Annotated in this window: 17 protein-coding genes; 12 read left to right on the top strand and 5 right to left on the bottom strand. The window is 66.5% G+C overall.

Annotated elements, in window-relative coordinates; translation table 11 throughout:
- Nucleotides 1–173: 173 nt before the first annotated feature.
- Nucleotides 174–1,115, bottom strand: coding sequence for a DUF808 domain-containing protein (locus tag CXG43_RS06905; protein ID WP_101099290.1), 942 nt, complete (start codon nucleotides 1,113–1,115; stop codon nucleotides 174–176).
- Between the two features lie 187 nt (nucleotides 1,116–1,302).
- Here CXG43_RS06905 and CXG43_RS06900 point away from each other — a divergent pair, with 187 nt between their 5' ends.
- Nucleotides 1,303–2,943 carry an AarF/UbiB family protein gene (locus CXG43_RS06900; RefSeq protein WP_101099289.1) on the top strand — a complete coding sequence of 547 codons (1,641 nt, stop codon included), beginning with the start codon at nucleotides 1,303–1,305 and terminating at the stop codon, nucleotides 2,941–2,943.
- Nucleotides 2,944–3,160: 217 nt separating this feature from the next.
- Nucleotides 3,161–5,263 (top strand): phosphoglycerol transferase I, encoded by a 2,103-nt coding sequence (locus tag CXG43_RS06895; protein WP_101099288.1) that lies wholly within the window; start codon nucleotides 3,161–3,163, stop codon nucleotides 5,261–5,263.
- A 474-nt stretch (nucleotides 5,264–5,737) separates the two neighbouring features.
- Here the strand turns inward: CXG43_RS06895 and CXG43_RS06890 are convergent, their stop codons facing one another.
- Both CXG43_RS06890 and CXG43_RS06885 read right to left on the bottom strand, forming a co-directional pair.
- Entirely contained in the window at nucleotides 5,738–8,116 is a 2,379-nt protein-coding gene (locus CXG43_RS06890) for a DUF3772 domain-containing protein (RefSeq protein WP_101099353.1), read from the bottom strand.
- 120 nt (nucleotides 8,117–8,236) lie between these two features.
- A complete protein-coding gene (locus CXG43_RS06885; RefSeq protein ID WP_101099352.1) occupies nucleotides 8,237–8,485 on the bottom strand; it encodes a hypothetical protein in 249 nt (82 codons plus the stop codon).
- Between the two features lie 164 nt (nucleotides 8,486–8,649).
- On the opposite strand from CXG43_RS06885, the gene CXG43_RS06880 reads away from it, so the two are divergent.
- The 3 genes from CXG43_RS06880 (at nucleotide 8,650) to CXG43_RS06870 (ending at nucleotide 11,110) form a co-directional block, all read left to right on the top strand.
- Nucleotides 8,650–9,144: a lipocalin family protein gene (locus tag CXG43_RS06880; protein WP_101099351.1), complete on the top strand. Its 495-nt coding sequence runs from the start codon at nucleotides 8,650–8,652 to the stop codon at nucleotides 9,142–9,144.
- 4 nt (nucleotides 9,145–9,148) lie between these two features.
- The gene (locus CXG43_RS06875) at nucleotides 9,149–10,363 is read left to right on the top strand and encodes an FAD-dependent oxidoreductase (protein WP_101099287.1); all 1,215 of its coding nucleotides are present in this window, start codon (nucleotides 9,149–9,151) and stop codon (nucleotides 10,361–10,363) included.
- Between the two features lie 231 nt (nucleotides 10,364–10,594).
- A complete protein-coding gene (locus CXG43_RS06870; RefSeq protein ID WP_101099286.1) occupies nucleotides 10,595–11,110 on the top strand; it encodes a hypothetical protein in 516 nt (171 codons plus the stop codon).
- 69 nt (nucleotides 11,111–11,179) lie between these two features.
- Here the strand turns inward: CXG43_RS06870 and CXG43_RS06865 are convergent, their stop codons facing one another.
- Nucleotides 11,180–11,629 (bottom strand): PepSY domain-containing protein, encoded by a 450-nt coding sequence (locus tag CXG43_RS06865; protein WP_101099285.1) that lies wholly within the window; start codon nucleotides 11,627–11,629, stop codon nucleotides 11,180–11,182.
- A gap of 121 nt (nucleotides 11,630–11,750) precedes the next feature.
- On the opposite strand from CXG43_RS06865, the gene CXG43_RS06860 reads away from it, so the two are divergent.
- The 3 genes from CXG43_RS06860 to CXG43_RS06850 are packed head-to-tail and all read left to right on the top strand — an operon-like array spanning nucleotide 11,751 to nucleotide 14,042.
- Entirely contained in the window at nucleotides 11,751–12,047 is a 297-nt protein-coding gene (locus CXG43_RS06860) for a PepSY domain-containing protein (RefSeq protein ID WP_101099284.1), read from the top strand.
- Nucleotides 12,047–12,709 (top strand): response regulator transcription factor, encoded by a 663-nt coding sequence (locus tag CXG43_RS06855; RefSeq protein ID WP_101099283.1) that lies wholly within the window; start codon nucleotides 12,047–12,049, stop codon nucleotides 12,707–12,709. Before CXG43_RS06860 ends, CXG43_RS06855 begins: the two co-directional genes overlap by 1 nt.
- A gap of 10 nt (nucleotides 12,710–12,719) precedes the next feature.
- Nucleotides 12,720–14,042 carry a sensor histidine kinase gene (locus CXG43_RS06850; RefSeq protein ID WP_101099282.1) on the top strand — a complete coding sequence of 441 codons (1,323 nt, stop codon included), beginning with the start codon at nucleotides 12,720–12,722 and terminating at the stop codon, nucleotides 14,040–14,042.
- A gap of 171 nt (nucleotides 14,043–14,213) precedes the next feature.
- Here CXG43_RS06850 and speA read toward each other — a convergent pair whose 3' ends face one another.
- Entirely contained in the window at nucleotides 14,214–16,103 is a 1,890-nt protein-coding gene (speA, locus tag CXG43_RS06845) for an arginine decarboxylase (protein WP_101099281.1), read from the bottom strand.
- Nucleotides 16,104–16,278: 175 nt separating this feature from the next.
- On the opposite strand from speA, the gene speE reads away from it, so the two are divergent.
- The 4 genes from speE (at nucleotide 16,279) to CXG43_RS06825 (ending at nucleotide 19,228) form a co-directional block, all read left to right on the top strand.
- A complete protein-coding gene (gene speE / locus CXG43_RS06840) occupies nucleotides 16,279–17,133 on the top strand; it encodes a polyamine aminopropyltransferase (RefSeq protein WP_101099280.1) in 855 nt (284 codons plus the stop codon).
- Nucleotides 17,134–17,364: 231 nt separating this feature from the next.
- A complete protein-coding gene (locus CXG43_RS06835; RefSeq protein WP_198551418.1) occupies nucleotides 17,365–18,189 on the top strand; it encodes a sugar phosphate isomerase/epimerase family protein in 825 nt (274 codons plus the stop codon).
- Nucleotides 18,186–18,887: an AzlC family ABC transporter permease gene (locus CXG43_RS06830; RefSeq protein ID WP_101099278.1), complete on the top strand. Its 702-nt coding sequence runs from the start codon at nucleotides 18,186–18,188 to the stop codon at nucleotides 18,885–18,887. The genes CXG43_RS06835 and CXG43_RS06830 overlap by 4 nt, the downstream gene beginning before the upstream one ends.
- Nucleotides 18,884–19,228, top strand: coding sequence for an AzlD domain-containing protein (locus CXG43_RS06825; RefSeq protein ID WP_157825121.1), 345 nt, complete (start codon nucleotides 18,884–18,886; stop codon nucleotides 19,226–19,228). Before CXG43_RS06830 ends, CXG43_RS06825 begins: the two co-directional genes overlap by 4 nt.
- Nucleotide 19,229 lies beyond the last annotated feature (1 nt).

Raw genomic sequence — 19,229 nt, 5'->3', positions numbered from 1 at the left:
GACCGCCCGGTAGTGACGACCGCTCCGGGTGGGTGACGACTGCTCTCGGTGGGTGACGACCGCTCCCGGTGGGTGACGACCCTTCTCGGTGGGTGACGACCGTTGGTCGTCACAGCCTTCGATCCTCAGAAGCGTGACGACCAACGGCCGTCACCACCAAGGCCACCTGTCCGTCAATGCGCCGGCTTGCCGCGCAGCTTCTGCACCAGCATCACCGCGCCCAGCACCAGCGCACCGATCACCACGCCCACGCCCACGTTCGCCAGCGCGTTGACCAGCCACGCCCACTGCCCTTCACCACCATGCTCCAGCACCCAGTGGTGCAGCGCCGGCACGTTGTGCACCAGGATGCCGCCACCAACCAGGAACATCGCGGCAGTGCCGGCAATGGACAGGAACTTCATCAACCATGGCGCACTGGCGACCATGCCGCGCCCGAAGGCCGCTACCGCGCCGCCCTTCCTGGCCAGATACAGCCCGGCGTCATCGATCTTGACGATGCCGGCCACCAGCCCGTAGACGAAGACGGTCATCGCCACGGCCACCACGCTCAGGGTCAGCAGCTGCTGGGTGAATGCCGCGCCGGAGGTGACCACCACGCCCAGGGTCAGCACGATCACCTCGGCCGACAGGATGAAATCGGTGCGGATCGCGCCTTTGATCTTGTCCTTCTCGAAGGCGACCATGTCCACCTGCTCATCGGCCAGCGCCTGGCGCCGCTCCGCCTGCTTGGCCTCATCTTCTTCGGCCGGATGCAGGAAGCGATGAGCCAGCTTCTCCACGCCTTCGTAGCAAAGGAAGGCACCGCCCAGCATCATCAGCGGCACGATCAGCGGCACGTTGTAGCCGCGCGACTTCAGCCAGGCCTCCAGCGCACTGATCGCCAGCGCCGCCGGCACCAGGATGACCTTGTTGACCAGCGACCCCTTGGCCACCGCCCAGATCACCGGCAGTTCGCGGTTGGCGCTCATGCCGGTGACCTGCTGCGCGTTGAGCGCCAGGTCATCGCCCAGCACGCCGGCGGTCTTCTTTGCCGCGACCTTGGTCAGGACCGCCACATCGTCCAGCAGGGTGGCGATGTCATCGAGCAGGGTGAACAGGCTGGCGCCGGCCATGAAAGGTCCATGTTGGAAGGGAGGTCGAGGCTGGATTCTGACCGAAAAGGCGTGAATCCTGAAAGACGGCGTCCGGATTCACCACTCCACCACCTGGGCGCAGCCACACTGGGCCTCCCGTACCGTCGCGGAGTCCTGCTTGAACAACCCGTCTGCCGCGCCCGCCAACCCGCCCCTGATCACCGGCATGAACCGTCGCAGCCAGATCCTCCGCCTGCTGATGCGCTATCGCAATTCCGGCGTTTTTTCCGGAATGAACCTGGAAGCCGCTGGCGCCCCCGACGTGCCGCCGGACGGCAACCCGGAGCAGTTCGTCACCGATCTGGAATCGCTCGGCCCGACCTTCGTCAAGCTGGGCCAGATGCTGTCCACCCGTCCGGACATGGTGCCGGTGGAGTTCGCCACGGCGCTGGAACGGATGCAGGAAAGCGTCGCGCCGATCCCGGTCGAACGCATCCACACCATCATCGAAAAGGAGCTGGGCGCCACGGTGTCCACCCTGTTCGCCAGCTTCGATCCGGTGCCGCTGGGCTGTGCATCGATCGCCCAGGTCCACCGCGCTACCCTGCGCGATGGCCGCGAAGTGGCGGTGAAAGTGCAGAAGCCGGAGGTTGCCGCGCAGCTGCGTTCGGACCTGGAAGCGCTGCGCAGCTTCGCGCTGGCCGCCGATCACTTGACCCAGGTCGGCCGCCGCGTGCGCCTGCGCGACTGGCTCAACGAGTTCGCCAAGACCCTGATGCAGGAGCTGGACTACCAGGCCGAAGCGGAGAACCTGCAGCGCTTCGGCCAGCACCTGCGCCCCTTCAAGCCGCTGTGGGTACCGCAGCCGGTGTGGGACTACTGCAGCCATCGCGTGCTGACCATGCAGCTGGCCGACGGCGTGCGCGTGGACATGATCCCGGACATCCGCCGCACCGAACAATCGATGGATCCGCTGGCGGCCGCGCTGATCCGCGGTTACCTGGACCAGATCTTCGTGCACGGCGAAATCCATGCCGATCCGCATCCGGGCAACCTGCGGGTGACCAATGACGGCCGCCTGGCGATCTTCGACCTCGGCATGGTCGCGCACATGCCACCGCGGCTGCGCGAGCGCCTGCTGAAGGTGCTGTTTGCCGCCGTGGACGGACGCGGTGAGGAAGTGGCCGATGAGATCATCGCCATCAGCACGCGGCTGGAATCGTTCGAAGAAGAACGTTACCTGCGCGAGACCGGGCAGATGATCGCCCGCTACGCCGCCAGCAACCATTATTCCGAAGGCCGCGTGGTGCTGGACATGGTGCGCATCGCCACCGCCAGCGGCCTGCGCACGCCGCCGGAGCTGAGCCTGATCGGCAAGGCGCTGTTGAACCTGGAAACCGTGTGCCGGCTGTTGTCGCCGACGCTGGATACGCGGCGCATCGTGGAAAAGCAGCTGCAGCATGTGATGCGCGCGCGCCTGAAGAAATCGCTGTCGGCGGCCAACCTGGCCAGCGAAGCAATGGAAGTGCAGGAACTGCTGCGGGTCGGTCCGCGCAAGATGACCGACATCCTCGCGCTGTTGGCCGAGAACCGCCTGCAGATGAAGGTGACCGGGCTGGAAGAATCGCGGCTGATGGAAAACCTGCAGAAGATCGCCAACCGCGTGTCCGCCGGCATCGTCACTGCCGCGCTGATCCTGGCGTCGGCGTTGATGATGAAGGTGGACAACGGCGTGCACCTGTTCGGGTATCCGGCCATCGCGATGATATTGATGCTGATCGGCGTATTCCTGGGCCTGGGCATCATCACCAGTGCGCTGTTGTTCGACCGTCGCGCACGCGCCCGCGAAGAGCGCGGCCACCGGTAATCGTAGTGTCGAGCAAGCTCGACACTACGCATTCACGCACGCTGCACAAAGCTGACGGCATCGCAGCTGTCGTCGTTTTCAACAAACATTTCAGTCAGGTTCGTGCAGGCATGATCCGGTCATCGGGCTGTCATGCAGATGTGCTTGGCAGTTCCGGTCGGATGGACACGCGTCGGTACGACGTCCATCACCACCTCCGTCACTGCCGAATACGCCCATGCTCTGGATTCTGTTGCTTACGCTGTTCGTGCTTGCCTGGCTGTTGCTGGTTTCCAGCAAGTGGTTGTGGTGGAAGGCCGGCCTGCTTTCGGTCCTGCTGGTCGCACTGAGCAGCTGGTGGGTGATCGACCAGCTGTCCGGCGACGGCCTGAATGCGGCCACGTTGTACCACCTCGGCGCCGATATGGAAGGCGCGGGTGTCTCCGATTTCAAGCGCGTCATCGCCGGCTATATCGCGCTTCTGCTGGTGTCACTGCTGCCGTTGGCGCTGGTGCGCATCAAGCGCTGGCAGCGCCCAGGCAACGGCCGGGCACCGTTCGTCGGCTTCGCCGGTGTGTGGATGCTGGCGGTATTCATCAGCCCGCTGTTCGCCGATGGCCAGCGCCTGTATTACCAGCTGCGCCCGGTCGATTTCGCCGGGATCGCGCCCGAGTACCAGGTGCCCACGCAGCCGTTGCAGCGTCCGCGCAACATCGTGTGGATCTACGGCGAAAGCCTGGAACGTACTTATCTGGACGAGAAGGTCTTCCCCGGCCTGATGCCCAACCTCAACAAGCTGGCGGCGCGTTCGCTCGACGTGCGCGGGCTGGATTCACCGGAAGGCAGCGGCTGGACCATCGCCGGGCTGGTTTCCTCGATGTGCGGCGTGCCGCTGACCACCGCCCAGGGCGATGAGAACAGCATGGACCGCATGGGCAGCTTCCTGCCCAAGGCCGTGTGCCTGGGGGATTACCTGAAGCAGCAGGGTTACACCAATCATTACCTCGGTGGCGCCAACGGGCAGTTCGCCGGCAAGGGCCAGTTCCTGGCCAGCCACGGTTTCGATGAAGTGCATGACCTGGCGTGGTTCAAGCAGCAGAAGAAGGTCGGTCGCATCCATTACTCGGCCTGGGGCGTGCACGACGACGTGCTGCTGGACACCGCGTATCGCCGCTTCGAGCAGCTCTCGCGTGGCAAAGAGCCGTTCATGCTGACCACGCTGACCATGGACACCCATCATCCTGCGGGCCACCTGCCGGTGTCGTGCCGCAACGAGCGCTATGAGAGCGAGCACGGCAACATCGGCCTGCTCAATGCCCTCAAGTGCACCGATCGCCTGATCTCCCAGCTGGTCGCGCGCATCCAGGCCAGCCCGTATGGCAAGGACACGTTGATCGTGGTGTCGTCCGATCACTTGGCCATGCCCAACGACCTCAGCCACGTACTGGCCAGGCAGGAGCGCGAGAACCTTCTGCTGTTCGTGGGAAATGGCATTGAACCGCGCCAGCTGCAGGTGGACGATGCCACCACGCTGGACAGCGGCGCGACCCTGCTGAGCCTGCTGGACCCTTCGATCCAGCGCATCGGCTTCGGCCGCTCGCTGCTGGATCCTCAGCGTCCGGCCAGCGCCAGCGTGGCTGCGCGCAAGGACAACGGCCGCGACTACCCCAAATACCTGGCCTTCGCCCGTTCGCTGTGGCTGGGCGAACCCACCCGCGAGCTGCGCATCGACGAGGGAAACCAGGTGGTGGTCGGTGTGCAGCACGTGCAGCCGCCGGTGCTGCTGGAGTACGACAAGGACTGGGCCCTGAAGTCGGTCTACCTGGAGAACACCTCGCGCCAGTTCGACGAGGCCGACAAGGACAGCACGCTGGCTTACGTGGACCGCTGCACCGCCTTTGAAGACGGTTCCGCCGATGGCGACTGGTGCGCGCTGCTGGTCAACCGCGAGAACGGCATCAAGCTGTACCGCGATGACGAACTGCGCGGCGGCGTGCAGGTGGATGCCGCGCTGGACGCCTTCGAGGGTCCGCGCCCCAGCGTGCGCCAGGCGCACATGATCACCGACAAGGGCCGCCGCACGCGCGCCGGCCAGTACATGCTGGAACTGGTGGCGAGTACGCAGCCGCAGCGCGGTTTCTGGATCGAAGCGGTGTCATCGCAGCGGCAGGTGGTGCTGGCCCAGCAATGGGTGCAGCCCGATGCCAGTGGCCGCATCAATCTGAGCTTCGGTCTGGACCATGAGGTGGATGACCTGGAGATCCGGGCGTGGCTGAACCATGCCGAGAAGCTGGCGGTGGATACGTTTGCGCTGGTGCCGTCGCGGCGGCCGCGTGGGTAGTGGGTCGAACGGGTGAGACCCCCTCGCGGGTGGCTTGAAAGCAGCAGCCTTGGTCTGGGCCGGGCGGTGAGGCTGGTCGGGGGACGGCAAAAGCCGCTCCTGCGGGCCTCGTTTCGCGCCATCCATGGCGCTCAACGCCCCCGCCCAGCCCCACCGCCCGACCCCCTGACAGGTTCCGGTGGCCGCCACCCGCGCATAGAAAAGAATTAAAAGCGGTAGCGCCGACCCATGGTCGGCGGAGACCATTGGACCCCATTGCCCCACGAATCCGCCGAACATGGGTCGGCGCCACCAGAACCGCATGTCCAAGGCCACCATGGAGCTGTCAAAGGCGGGGCGGGGTGGGTTGGCGGGGGCGTTGAGCGCCATGGATGGTGCGAGACGAGGCCCGCATGGATGCGGCCCTTGCCGTCCCCCGCCAACCCACCCCGCCCCGCCTACACATAGCCCTCCGGCTGTAGACGTTGCTCCTGCTCAGCCGACTCGATCAGTGTCAGGATCCCGCACCAGGTGGATGTCCGTCGGCGAGGACAACGCGATGCCTCTGGCCGCCAGTTCCTGCAGCAGGCTGAAGAACAGGTCGCTGCGCGTGCCGTACACCTGGCGCGGGCTGGAGACGTAGGCAAAGCTGTTGATCGCCACCTGACCGCCGCTGATCGAGTCGATGAACACCGACGGCGCCGGGTCGGACAGCACGCTGGAATGCGCCGTGTAGGCATCCAGCAGCACCTGCTTCACCGCCGCCACGTCCGCGTTCAAGGGCAGGGTGAACTGGATCTGGATCCGGCCCTGCGCGCTGCCCATGGTCATGTTGCGCACCGTCTTGGTGATCAGCTCCGAGTTCGGCACGATCAAGGTCGACTTGTCGCCGACCGTTATTTCGGTGGAGCGCACGTTGATGCGGCGGATGTCGCCTTCCTGGTCGCCGATCTTCACCCAGTCACCGATCTTCACCGGCCGCTCGGCCAGCAGGATCAGCCCGGAGACGAAGTTCTGGGTGATCGCCTGGAGGCCGAAACCAATACCCACCGACAGCGCGCTGACCACCAGCGCCAGCTGGCCCATGCCAATGCCCAGCGCGCCCAGTGCCCACAGCACCGCAAGGATGATGCCCAGGTAACGCGCCACGGTACTGATCGAATTCTGCGCCCCGGAATCCAGCTCGGTCTTCGGCAGGTAGGTCTCCACCAGCCAGCGCTGCAGGGCCTGCATCAAGGCCAGGCCGGCCAGCAGCACCACGATGGCCAGCAGAATCTTGCCAGGCCGCAGCGTGATCTCTGCACTGATCGGTATGCCCTTCGACAGCGCCTCCACGCTGCCCAGCACCGACCCGACATTGCCGAACGGAGCAGTGAAGATCAGCAGCGCCAGCAGCACCAGCACGATGCGGCTGAAGGCCGACAGCAGCACACCGGCCTGCTCCACCTGTGCTGCGCTCAGGCCGGTGGTCAACACCACGGTGCGGCCTATGCGGCTGTCCGGATGCAGCATCCAGGTGCACAGATCATCGGCGAACTTGAGCAGGAGGCTGGTGGTCAGCGCGACGATGCCGCCCCAGACCAGCTGCGAGGTCACGAACTTGGCGAAATTGAGGTAACCGAACAGCGAGGCGATGATCGCCGCGGCCACCACCACGTTGCCGGCCACTCGGGTCAGCACGATCCAGCCACTGCGGTGGGCCGGGCCACGGGCGCGTGCATCGGCCGCCTGCGCTTCAGCGCGCTCGGCGGCCTCGGCGGTCTGCCGCCGGTGCAACCGGGACAGCGTGACCAGCATCGCCATGATCAGGCACAGGTAGATCAGCGCGATCACACCATCCAGCGCGATGGTGTTGATCTCGCTGGTGCGCGCCGCACGATCCACCGCCGCCAGCATGATGCTGATCCAGCTCACCGCCGCCGCGCTCCACGCGTACTTGCGCAGGTTGCGCGCTGCGGTGTCGTCCAGGTCCAGCAGGCGCCACGACGGTCGTTTGGGGGCCAGCAGGCAGGCACTCAAGGCCACGATGAAGGCCGCAAAGCAGGTGGCCCCCAGGAAGTAATTGGAAACGGTCTGCAGGCGCGGCGGGATGGCACCCACCGCGTCCATCGCCGCCACCAGCGCCCAGGCCGCCAACCCGGGCATCGCCGTGCCCACCACCAGCAGCCAGACCGCAAGGCCGGTCCGGCGCAGGCGACCCTGCGGCGCGTTCTCGGCGGCCGCATAGCGCCGCCCCAGCGCCCGCAGCCACAGCCGCACCGGGAAGAACAGCACCAGGCATACCCCAAGGCCCAGCAGCGGCAGGCCCCCGCCCTCACGCTTCAACGCATCGCGTACCGCATTGGTGCCCAACCGGTACAGCGCCAGCACCCGCGTGGTATCGGCCGGCGCGGTCGCGGCCACCTGGCTCCACAAGGCCGGCGACAGCGGCGAGGCGACCTTGCGGCCCAGCTCCTCGCTGAACTGGCTGGCGCGCAGCTTTTCGATATCCGCAGCCAGCTGGTTGGCGTTGACCACCGCCAGCTCGGCCCGCTTGAGGGTGCCGTCGATGCTGTTCCGCCGCTTGGTCAGGCTGGTGCGCTGCACCGCCACTTCGCGTGCTTCCGTGCTGCCCTCGGCCACCTCGCCCAGGGGTGCCAGCTGCTCGTTGAGCTGGTCCAGCTGCGGCTGCAGCGCCTTGGCGGCCGCGTCCGCGTCGTCCTTGGCCGCCTTCGCCCGCTCGCTCAGGGTGGCAAGCGTATCGGGCGTTTCGGCGTCCTCCAGCGAGGCCCGCGCGGACTTCAGCGTGGCCTCGGCCCGGGCTACCCGGGCGTCAGGTGTCAGGTCGGCCGGCTCCTGCGCCAGCACCGGAGCGCCGGCCAGGAACAGCAACATCAGCACGGCGACGAGGGCACCGCGCTTTGGAATCAGGCTGGAAAGAGACAAAACACGATACCGGCATGCGCGGACCACCGCGCCTGCGCGGACTATACGACGTGGCGGGTGGGGATCGGATCAGTACTTCAGGCGCAGCTCCTCCACCTGCGGCTGCTGGGCGGCATACCACTCCTGGAATTCTTCTTCAGGAATCTCTTCCGGGGCATACACCACGATCGGGTCCCAGGCGTGGTCGGTGGGCAGCGGCTGGCGGGGGCCGGCACGCAGCGTGTAGGCCACGCCCTCATGCTCGACCACCTCCTCGGCCCGCTCCCAGCTGGCGCGGACGAAGCTGGATTCGGATTTCAGCAGGATCACCTGGTACATCGGCATTGCTCCTTGACACTGTTCATCAGCATGGACCGGCGTATCTTCCCGATAAACCCGTCGGCCGCTACGCACTGTTGCGCCTACGCCATGGCAAGACGGTTTCACCTGTCCGTGGCGGCGGGCGCGGCAAGGTGGCCTACCGCTTCCGGGACGAGACCGACATGACCACCCACGACGACCTCAAAACCGTCCCCGACCTCAAGCTGCCGCGCTACCTCGGCACCTGGTACGAAATCGCCCGGCTGCCGATGCGCCACGAACCGGAGGCCTGCACCGACGTGTCGGCGCATTACAGCCTGCAGGACAACGGCAACATCCGCGTCCACAACCGTTGCCGGATGGACGGCGAGATCGAGGAAGCCATCGGTGAGGCGAGCGTCGTGGACAACGACAGCGCGCGGCTGGCGGTCAGCTTCCTGCCCAAGGGCCTACGCTGGCTGCCGTTCACCAAGGGCGACTACTGGGTGATCCAGATCGCGCCGGATTACAGCGTGTCGCTGGTCGGCAGTCCGGACCGGCAGTATCTGTGGCTGTTATCGCGTACCCCGCACCTGGACAAGACCGTTCGCGACCATTATCTGGCCAGCGCCCGCCAGCAGGGCTTCGATCTGTCCAAACTGATCGACACCCCGCACACCGGCAAGCCGACGGCCTGACCCCATGGATCTTAAAAGCGGCTATCCGTACTGGTCCGTCCGCAACGGGCTCATCCAGGCGTTCCCTCCGCTTGAAGCCGACCTGCACTGCGATGTGCTGGTGGTCGGCGGCGGCATCACCGGCGCACTGATCGCCGATGAACTGTCCGCTCATGGGCACGGGGTGACGGTGATCGAACAGCGCGATATCGGCTGGGGCAGCACGGCGGCGAGCACGGCCCTGCTGCAGTACGAGATCGATACCCATCTGATCGACCTGGCGCGTCAGTACGGCGAGGACGATGCCGCATTGGCCTACGAGGCCTGCGCGCAGGCGCTGCCGCAACTGCGCAACGTCACCCGCGGCCTGTCCGGGGTGGACTTCAAGCAGATGGACAGCGTGTACGTGGCCAGCAAGTCCCGCCACGTGCCGGTGTTGCAGGCCGAAGGCGCGGCACGCCGCCAGCACGGACTGGACGCACGCTGGCTGGATCGCGGTGCACTGCGCGAGCGCATGGGGATGGACGGTGATGGTGCGCTGCTGACCCGCCAGGCCGCCCGGGTGGACCCCTACTGCCTGACCTACCGGCTGCTGGAGCGGGTGAAGCGGCGTGGCGGACAGGTGCACGACCGGACCGTGCTGCATTCACTGCAGCCCACCGCGCGCGGCGTCACCGCACGGACCGAAGACGGAATGCAGGTACGCGCCGGGCACGTGGTGCTGGCCCAGGGATACGCCAACCAGCGATGGCTGGACACGCGCGTGGCGCGCAACCGCAGCAGCTACGCTTTGATCACCGATCCACTGCACGCCGATGAACTCGGGCCGCTGGCCACCACCATGGTCTGGGAAAGCGCGCGGCCGTATCTGTACCTGCGCAGCACCGGCGATGGTCGACTGTTGCTGGGCGGACTGGACGATGCGGTGGATGTCCCGGCACGCCGCGACCGCCGCGTGGATGGCAAGGCGGACAAATTGATGAAGGGTCTGAAGCGCTGGTTTCCCTCGCTGGACCCGGTATCGGCGTTTGCATGGGGCGGCACGTTCGCTGAAACCGCCGACGGCCTGCCGTTCTTCGGGCCGCATGCGCAGTGGGGGCCCCGCGTCCAGTTCGCGATGGCCTACGGCGGCAACGGGATCACCTATTCGATGATCGGCGCAGGCCTGCTGCGCGCGAACATCGAACGCAGGCGCCACCCGCTGCAATCGCTGTTCGGCTTCGAACGGCTGGAGCGCTGATCGCAAATCCACGCCGGTCCTGCCGTCCGGCACGATGACGTATTGCCGCCCGGCACGATGCCCGGTAGCGCCGAGCCACGCTCGGCGCGCGCAGCGGCCCCTTTGTTGCCCGCCGAGGATGGCTCGGCGCTACCCTGCAAGCGCAACGACAGGCATCATTCAACCAGCAGCTGCTAGCGTCGCCATGAGGGCCCGCGTGCCCTGCCCCGTCCGCTGCTGGAGCGTCGTGCCATGATCCGCCCCTTGATCCTGCTGTGCCTGGCCTGCGCCCCCTCGGCGGTGCTTGCGCAGAGCGCTGCCGGCGCAACCGGCCCGCAGTCGGCCACCGGCCTGAACCTGGCCGTGCCCAGCGAACCGCTGCGCTATCTCAACGATCCCAGCTTCCAGCAGGACGCCCCAGGCACCTATTACGGCGACAAGAGCGGCCCCCGCGCACGTGGCGGCAGCGATAACGGCATCGCCGAGGTCACCGATGACAAGCTGCGCGTTTCGGGAAGTGTCAGCACCGGCATCGGCTACTCCGAAGGCTACGGCAACAGCCACTACAACGCGGCCACGCTGAACCTGAGCAAGAACTACACCACCGACGAGGGCAAGACCCGCGGGGTCAACGTCAACATCCACGTCAGCGAAGGCAAGGGACCGGGTTTCTTCGGTCCCTGGGATGGCCCGTATGGCGGTGGCTTCGGCGGCGGCTATGGTCCGGGCCCCGGCTACTGGGATCGCCCGCCGCCGTTCGGCTGGTAAGCAGCGTTCAACCGCTGCGCTCGCCGAGCATGACTCGGCGCTACCGGTCCGGGCGTGATGGCGCGTGGGTCAATCCAGCCAGCCGTCGCGCTCGCTGTCCAGGATGCGGCCATCATGCCCGCTCAGGCGCACGTCCACCTTCTGGTTGCGCGCGTTGCGTGCTTCCAGCTGCCACGTCGCACCATCGCGCTCCACCGAATGGATGTCCTTCAGGCCCTGCTCCTTGGCCTTGGCCAGCAGCTGGTCGATGTTCAGCTGGGTGCGGCCATCGAACTCGTCGAAGATCTCGCCGGTCTTCGGGTCCACATACACTTCGCGGAAGCGACCATCGTCGCGGGTCACGTCGGCTTCCCACAGCCCGTCATCCTTTTCGATCTCGTGGATGCGGCTGTAGCCGGCGTCGCGCAGCTTCTGTTCCACCTGGGCCAGGCCCAGCGGTGCGGCATGGGCGGTGACCGCCACGGTGGTACCCAGCAGGGCGGCAACGGTGGCGCCGGCAATCAGGGACAGCTTGTTCATGGTGTTCTCCGGAAAAGTGGACCGCGGCGGGTCCGGCCAACACAGTCTGCCCAGCCCACCTAACAGCCACCTAGCCCGGGCTGTTAGCCAACGGTTAGTCCACTGCGCTATTGATAGGCGCATGTATCCGTTGAAAACCCTTGTCGTGATCGCGCTCGCGCTGCTGCCCGCCATGCCGGTGGCGGCAGGCGACGACCATGCCCAGCAGACCGCACGGCGTGCCGTGGAACAGGGCCGCTACGTACCGCTGGAAGACGTGGTGCGCGATGCCATGCGGCGCCATCCCGGCACGCTGCTGGAAGTGGAACTGGACGATGCCGTGTACGAAGTCGAGATCCTGCGCGCCGACGGCGTGGTGGTGGAGCTGGACTATGATGCGCGCAACGGCAAGCTGCTGAAGACCGAACTGGACGACTGATGCGGATCCTGCTGGCCGAAGATGACCACGACCTGGCGCAACGCCTGCAGCCCCTGCTGGAGCAGGCCGGCTTCGTGGTGGATGCCTTCGCCGATGGCCGTGCGGCCGAAGAACACGGCCAGGTCGAAGACCTCCAGGCGGCCATCGTGGACCTCGGCCTGCCGGGCCTGGATGGCCTGAGCATCATCGAACGCTGGCGCGGCAATGGCCGCACCTTCCCGGTGCTGGTGCTGACCGCACGCGGGCGCTGGCACGACAAACTGGCCGGATTCGATGCCGGTGCCGACGACTACCTGACCAAGCCCTTCCAGCCTGACGAACTGGTGCTGCGCCTGCGCGCGTTGATACGCCGCAGCACCGGCCATGCCACTCCGCGCCTGCAGTGCGGACCGCTGCAGCTGGACGTCAACGCGGGCCGCTTCAGCCTGCACGGCAGCGAGCTGGCACTCAGCCCGCAGGAATTCCGGCTGCTCGGTTATTTCATCCACCACGTGGATACGGTGATCAGCCGTGAGCGGCTGGGTGAGCACGTGTTCGACAGCGGCTTCGATCCCGATTCCAATGCCCTGGACGTGCTGCTCGGACGGGTGCGGCGCAAGCTCGACGTCGACCTGATCCAGACCGTGCGCGGCCAGGGCTGGCGGCTGACGGCACCCGCATGAGGGCGGCACCATGAAGCGCGCCTCGCTGCGCAACCGGCTGCTGCTGGCGGGCGGGCTGGGCCTGCTGCTGGTCACCGCGCTGGCCACCGCGTTGCTTGGCCATCTGTTCGAACGTGCCGCGCGTGACAGTCTGGATGCGGCGCTGGAGCAGGACCTGCTGACCGTGCTGGCACAGGCCGAAGTCAATCCGGACGGGCGCGTGGTGCTGCGCCAGGAACCCAACGAAGCCCGCTTCCAGCGGGTGTTCTCCGGTGCGTACTGGCAGGTCGGCGCGGCCGATGGTACGCCCCTGCTGCAGTCGCGCTCATTGTGGGATGAAAGCCTCACCGCGCCGGCCGCAAGCAGCGCGGGCATTGCCGCCGACATCACCGGTCCGCTGCAGCAGCCGCTGCGCGTGCTGGCCCGCGAAGTCCGCCTGCCGCGCACACAGGCACCGCTGCAGGTTCTCGTGGCGCTTGATCGCAGCGACCTGCAGGCCCAGGTGGCGCAGTTCCGGCAACGTAGCGCGTTGGCGCTGGCGGTGCTGGTCGCCGTCTGGCTGGCGGTGCTGGCCAGCCAGATCCACTTCGGCCTGCGCCCGCTGCGGCGGCTGGGGCAACAGGTGGAAGGCGTGCGCCGCGGCGAAGCCCAGCGGGTGGATACCCGCGGCTTGAGCACGGAGATCGCGCCGCTGGCTGAAGAACTCAACGCCCTGCTCGACCACCACCAGCGCATGGTGGCGCGCGCGCGTACCAGCGCACAGGACCTGGCCCACGCGCTGAAGACACCGCTGAGCGTGCTCGCCGCTGAGGCAGAACATCCCGGTGGCGACTGGCAGCAGACCGTGCGCGCGCAGGGCGGGCACATGCAGGCCAGCATCGAACGCTACCTGGCGGCAGGGCTGGCGGTCGATCACCGGCAGCGCGCCGACGTTGCCCCGGCGGTGCAGTCGCTGTGCCGCCTGATGGGCCGCGTACACGGTGGGCGCGGCGTGCACTTCAGCAGCGATACCATCGATCCGGCACTGCGCTTTGCCGGCGATGCCGCCGATCTGGAGGAGATGCTCGGCAACCTGCTGGACAACGCCGGCAAGTGGGCCATGCAGCAGGTGCGGGTCAGTGCTTCGGTGGACGGCAAACGGCTTCGCATCGACGTGCGCGATGACGGTCCAGGGCTGCAGGAATCGCAGCTGCAGACCGTACTGCAGCGGGGCGTGCGGCTGGACCAGCGCGAAGACAGCAGCGGCCTTGGCCTGGCAATCGTCGGCGACATCGCCGCCAGTCATGGCGGCGAGCTGAAACTGGAGAACGCCTCACCCGGCCTGCGCGCCACCCTGTGGCTGCCGGCGGGCTGACCCGCCGGTAGTGACGGCCGCTGGTCTGGTGGGTGGCCTGGTGGGTGGTCGGTGGGTGGCCTGGTGGTCGGTGGGTGACGACCGTTGGTCGTCACGCTGTTGCTTCAAGAACAAGCGTGACGACCAACGGTCGTCACCCACCAGAAGAGGGTCGTCACCCACCACACCCGCTTACATCAGCGGTTCGTCGGACAGGTACGTGTAACCGGTCAGCCCGGCTTCCAACGCCTCGGACAGCTCCTGCGCGCGCTCGGCGCCAAGGCCTGCCGCGGCCACGCGCTCGGCGTAGGTCGCGCGCAGTTCGGCCAGGCTGTAGCCCACGTAGTCCAGCATCACATCGGTGGTGTCACCACGGCGCTGCTGGGTGATTGCATAGCCCTCCGCGCCGGCACGCACTTCCACCGCATCGGTATCGCCGAACAGGTTGTGGATGTCGCCCAGGATCTCCTGGTACGCACCGACCATGAAGAACCCGATCCGGTAACTTTCACCGGAACGCAGCGCATGCAGCGGCAGCGAACTGTCCAGGCTCTCGTTGCCGACGTAGGTTTCCACCATGCCGTCCGAATCGCAGGTCATGTCGGCGATGATGCCGCGACGGTCCGGCTGCTCGTCCAGCCGCTCGATCGGCACGATCGGGAACACCTGGTCGATCGCCCACACGTCCGGGATCGATTCGAACACGCTGAAGTTGACGAAATACTTGTCCACCAGCCGCTCGTTGAGCTCGTCCAGCACCGGCCGATGGCTCTTTTCGTCGAAGCTCAGGCGGGCACGCACGGCATGGGCGATGGCATAGAACAGGTCGTCGATGCGCGCGCGCTGCGGCAGGTCGATCTGGCCCAGCGCATAGCTGGACAGGCCTTCGGCATGGAAATGCTGGGCTTCCTGGAAAAGCTCGATCGCCGGGCGCTGGCCCAGTTCGGAATGGATCTCGCGCAGGTGGCGGATCGATGCCGGCTCGTCGTCGTGCTGGTCCGGCACGCGGCCCTCCATCGCCTGTTCCACTTCGGACACGTTGGCGATCAGCACCGCGTGGTGGGCGGTCATCGCGCGGCCGCACTCGGTGACGATGCGCGGCGGCTTCAAGCCGTGTTCCTTGCAGGCATCGGCCAGCGGCTGCACGATGCTGCTGGCATACGAGTTGAGCCCGTAATTGATCGAGCAGAAGCTGCGCGAACGGGTGCCTTCGTAATCCACGCCCAGGCCACCGCCCACGTCGACGTGGGTGATCTTCGCGCCAAGCTGCGACATTTCCACGTAGTAGCGGGTGGCTTCGCGCATGCCGTTGGCGATGTCGCGTACGTTGGAGATCTGCGAACCCATGTGGAAGTGCAGCAGGCTCAGGCAGTCGGCGTATTCGGTGTCTCGCAGCGACTTCCACAGGTCCAGCAGCTGGCGCGGGGACAGGCCGAACTTGGCCTTGTCGCCGCCGCTGTTCTGCCACTTGCCCGCGCCCAGCGAGGCCAGCCGCATGCGCACACCCAGGCCCGGCTTCACGTCCAGCGCCTTGGATTCTTCCAGCACCAGCTTCAGCTCGGACGGCTTCTCGATGACGATGTAGGTCTGCAGGCCCAGCTTGCGGCCGATCAGCGCCAGGCGGATGTACTCGCGGTCCTTGTAGCCATTGCAGACGATCAGCCCGCCCGGGCGCGACAGCGCCAGCACGGCCATCAGTTCCGGTTTGCTGCCTGCTTCCAGGCCGAAGCCTTCGCCGTGGTGGCTGGCCAGGGTGCCGGCCACGCCGCGATGCTGGTTGACCTTGATCGGGTACACGGCGGTGTAGCCGCCCGGGTACTCCCAATCGGCTTGGGCCTGCGCGAAGGCGGCCTGCAGCTTGCCCAGGCGCTGGCCCAGGATGTCCGGGAAGCGCACCAGCAGGGGCAGTTTGGCCCCGTTGGCGCGCGCCGCATCGACCACGTCGGGCAGCGAAACCACCGGGCCATCGGCCCCGGTCGGCCTCACCACCATGTGCCCGGCCTGATCCACGTCGAAGTAACCGTCCGCCCAATGCGGGATCGAGTAGGTCTTGCGGGCTTGGTCGAGGGACCAATCGGTCATTGAAGTCGGCCTGGTTGGTAAAAAAGGGGGTGCATGATAACCCCTGATCGACGAAGGGTTCGTTATCATGCGCGCCCGCGCCCGTGGTCGCTGCCTGGACCTGAACGGGCGGGCCGCCCTGCGGCCCCGCTTCCGCCAGCCCGGCGTCCCATCCTCCGAAAAGGATTGCTCCTCCATGACTGACAACAGCAACTGGTATATCGAACACTTCGAGCGCACTGGCTCGGCCATCGGCTACCGCATCACCGGCAAGCTGGACGAAGTGCAGTCGCCGTTCCAGAAGATCGAGATCTTCCAGACCACCGACTGGGGCAACCTGATGACCATCGATGGGGCCATCATGTTGACCAGCAAGGACAACTTCTTCTACCACGAGATGATCAGCCACCCGGTGCTGTTCACCCACGCCGCCCCCAAGCGCGTGGTGATCATCGGCGGCGGTGACTGCGGCACCCTGCGTGAGGTGCTCAAGCACAAGAACGTGGAGAGCGTGACCCAGTGCGATATCGACGAGCAGGTCACGGTGATGGCGCGCAAGCACTTCCCGGAACTGTGCGATTCCAACGATGACCCGCGCGCCGAGCTGATGTTCGACGACGGCGTGGCCTACATGGCCAACTGCCCGGCCGGCAGCGTGGACGTGGTGATCGTCGATTCGACCGACCCGGTCGGCCCTGGCGAAGGCCTGTTCAACAAGGCCTTCTACGAGAGCTGCTTCAAGGCCCTGAAGGACGACGGCATCCTGGTGCAGCAGTCCGAATCGCCGCTGATGCAGCTGGACCTGATCAACGAAATGCGCACCGAGATGGGCAAGGCCGGCTTCGGTTCGTTCAAGACTTTGCCGTTCCCGCAGCCGTGCTACCCCACCGGCTGGTGGAGCGTGACGCTGGCGCGCAAGGGCGAAAGCGGGTTTGATTTCCGCCAGTCCGACGCCGCAGCAAAGGGCTTCGATACGCTGTATTACACCGCCGCGCTGCATACCGGCGTGCTGGTGACACCGCCGTTCGTGCAGGCCGCACTGAAGGGCTGAGCCGATCGAGGGTGGATAGGGCCGAGCGACCTCGGCCCTATCGCAGCAGCGGCCCACTTACCGCGCACACAGGCAAACTGCCACCGCGCGGGTCGTTATTTGACTGACATACGACGCGTTCTGCCCGGCGCAGAGTAGCTGCACATCCTGCAGCGAGCGTCGACCATGGGCAGCCCGGTTTCCGATTACGCAGCGTTTCCCCCTTCGTCCGCCGCGTCATGGCCGGACTTCATGGCCGCGGCCGCCCAACAGGACTACCTGGACGCCGAGTCGGGCCTCGCCCGTGCCCTGCAACAGGGTTACAGCCACTGGTACGTGGACGGAAGCCTGCACGGCGAACGCCCGGAAGATTTCCCACCAGAGCGCCTGGAAGCACTGCTGGAACTGATGCAGCAGACCGGCATGCGGCCGATCTACCACGGCAATTTCAAATCTCCGCTCGGCAGCGACGTTCCAGCGCTGGCTACCGCCGCGCTGCACTATGCGTGCCGCGAAGTTGATGCCTGCAGCCGGCTGGGCGGCGCGCCATTGATCGTGCATGGCGGCGGTGTGGTCGAACCACGGCTGGTTGCCGACGTGCGCCAGGCGGGGCTGCACCAGCTGATCGCCAACCTCCGCGCACTGGTTGCCTATGCCGCACCGCGCGGCGTGCAGATCTGGCTGGAGAATCTGTGCAACTACACCCGCTTCCATCCCTTTTATTACATCTGCACCACCCCCGAGGAAATCGCCACGGTGCTGGAACAGGTCCCCGGCCTGCATCTTTTCTTCGATGTGTCCCACGCCTACGTCAACGGCGGCGACCCGGTGGCGATGTTCCGGCGCTTCCACCGTCGCATCGTCGGCATGTCCTTCAGCGACAACAACCAGGATCGCGACGCGCACTTGCCGTTGGGCGCCGGCAACCTGCCCTTCGGTGCGCTGGTAGCCGCCATCTCAGCCGCGCGCTGGCGGGGCGTGGTGGGGTTTGAGACCCGTGGCGGCACGCTCGCAGACAGCGTGAGACTGCTCAATGGGCTGCGCGCCCCTGTTGGCGATCAAGGAGACGTGCAATGAATGCCTCGCCTGCCGCGCGCAGCAGCTTCCTGCAGGGGTGCCGCGACTCCCTGCCCGTCTGCCTTACCTTCGGGTTCCTGTTCTCCTCGATCGGTGCACTGGCCAGCAAAGCCGGATTTTCACTGTTGCAGGCTACCGTCATGACCCTGACCGTCCACGCCGCCCCACTGCAGGCCCTGATCGTCCAGCAGTCGGATACGCTGGGCCTGGTCGCCCTGCTGGCGGCCACGGTGCTGGTCAATTTCCGCTTCGTCATCATGTCCTCGGTGCTCGCCGAGCAGTTCCAGCATGTCAGCCTGGGGCGGTCGCTGCTGTCCGCACAACTGCTGTCCATTTCCACCTTCACGCTTTCCAACCGATGCGGCAAGGGGCCCGGCGATGTGTACGCCTACTACCTCGGGTGCGGCACCACGACGCTGGGCTGCGCCATCGCGGCCACCGCAGCCGGCCACCTCATCGGCGCGATCCCGTCAGCGCTGGTAACCCAGCTCGTCACGATCATCCTGCCGGTGCACTTCACCGCGCTGGCCTGCCACGCTGCCGGCGGAAACCGGGCACTGCAGGCGACCGTGGCCGGCTTCGTGCTCACTCCGTTGATAGGCGGGCTACTGGGAAGCCTGCATGTGCTGGTGGTTCCGATCGGCGTTGCCGTTCTGCTATGTGCGGTGGACAACCGCTCACAGAGGGCTGCGCCATGAACGGCTGGCTCCTGATCGGCACCGCCGCGGCCGCGTCCTACCTCATGCGTTCCCTCCCGCTGGTGGTGTTCCGGCGACTGACCCTCTCCTCGGAAAGCCCGGTGGTCCGATTGCTGCAGCATGCGGCCTCGGCGGTGATGGGCAGCGTGATCTACCTGGCCCTGTTCGGCGAATCCTTCTTTACGCGGCCTGTGGCGCATCTGCACGATGCCGACGCGCTGTTGAAGCTGGCAATCGTCATCCTCGCGGGCGGCCTGGCGTCATGGCTGCGCAGTGTGTTCCGCCCCCTGATGGCCTGCACCGCCCTCTACGCGTCCGCCTTGCTGCTGGGAGTCGGCTGAG

It is taken from the genome of Stenotrophomonas sp. Bg11-02, assembly GCF_002836635.1.
Lineage (GTDB): Bacteria > Pseudomonadota > Gammaproteobacteria > Xanthomonadales > Xanthomonadaceae > Stenotrophomonas > Stenotrophomonas lacuserhaii.
The sequence above is the reverse complement of the archived record's forward strand: the minus strand, read 5'-3'. Positions and strand labels throughout refer to the sequence as shown.

Excerpts from the sequence above, each read along its gene's own strand:
- CXG43_RS06875 (WP_101099287.1), top strand. The coding sequence starts at position 9,149 with ATGGATCTTAAAAGCGGCTATCCGTACTGGTCCGTCCGCAACGGGCTC.
- CXG43_RS06865 (WP_101099285.1), bottom strand. The coding sequence starts at position 11,629 with ATGAACAAGCTGTCCCTGATTGCCGGCGCCACCGTTGCCGCCCTGCTG.
- CXG43_RS06855 (WP_101099283.1), top strand. The coding sequence starts at position 12,047 with ATGCGGATCCTGCTGGCCGAAGATGACCACGACCTGGCGCAACGCCTG.
- speA (WP_101099281.1), bottom strand. The coding sequence starts at position 16,103 with ATGACCGATTGGTCCCTCGACCAAGCCCGCAAGACCTACTCGATCCCG.
- CXG43_RS06870 (WP_101099286.1), top strand. The coding sequence starts at position 10,595 with ATGATCCGCCCCTTGATCCTGCTGTGCCTGGCCTGCGCCCCCTCGGCG.
- CXG43_RS06835 (WP_198551418.1), top strand. The coding sequence starts at position 17,365 with ATGGCCGCGGCCGCCCAACAGGACTACCTGGACGCCGAGTCGGGCCTC.
- CXG43_RS06850 (WP_101099282.1), top strand. The coding sequence starts at position 12,720 with ATGAAGCGCGCCTCGCTGCGCAACCGGCTGCTGCTGGCGGGCGGGCTG.
- speE (WP_101099280.1), top strand. The coding sequence starts at position 16,279 with ATGACTGACAACAGCAACTGGTATATCGAACACTTCGAGCGCACTGGC.
- CXG43_RS06890 (WP_101099353.1), bottom strand. The coding sequence starts at position 8,116 with ATGTTGCTGTTCCTGGCCGGCGCTCCGGTGCTGGCGCAGGAGCCGGCC.
- CXG43_RS06900 (WP_101099289.1), top strand. The coding sequence starts at position 1,303 with ATGAACCGTCGCAGCCAGATCCTCCGCCTGCTGATGCGCTATCGCAAT.
- CXG43_RS06825 (WP_157825121.1), top strand. The coding sequence starts at position 18,884 with ATGAACGGCTGGCTCCTGATCGGCACCGCCGCGGCCGCGTCCTACCTC.
- CXG43_RS06830 (WP_101099278.1), top strand. The coding sequence starts at position 18,186 with ATGAATGCCTCGCCTGCCGCGCGCAGCAGCTTCCTGCAGGGGTGCCGC.
- CXG43_RS06860 (WP_101099284.1), top strand. The coding sequence starts at position 11,751 with ATGTATCCGTTGAAAACCCTTGTCGTGATCGCGCTCGCGCTGCTGCCC.
- CXG43_RS06880 (WP_101099351.1), top strand. The coding sequence starts at position 8,650 with ATGACCACCCACGACGACCTCAAAACCGTCCCCGACCTCAAGCTGCCG.
- CXG43_RS06895 (WP_101099288.1), top strand. The coding sequence starts at position 3,161 with ATGCTCTGGATTCTGTTGCTTACGCTGTTCGTGCTTGCCTGGCTGTTG.
- CXG43_RS06885 (WP_101099352.1), bottom strand. The coding sequence starts at position 8,485 with ATGTACCAGGTGATCCTGCTGAAATCCGAATCCAGCTTCGTCCGCGCC.
- CXG43_RS06905 (WP_101099290.1), bottom strand. The coding sequence starts at position 1,115 with ATGGCCGGCGCCAGCCTGTTCACCCTGCTCGATGACATCGCCACCCTG.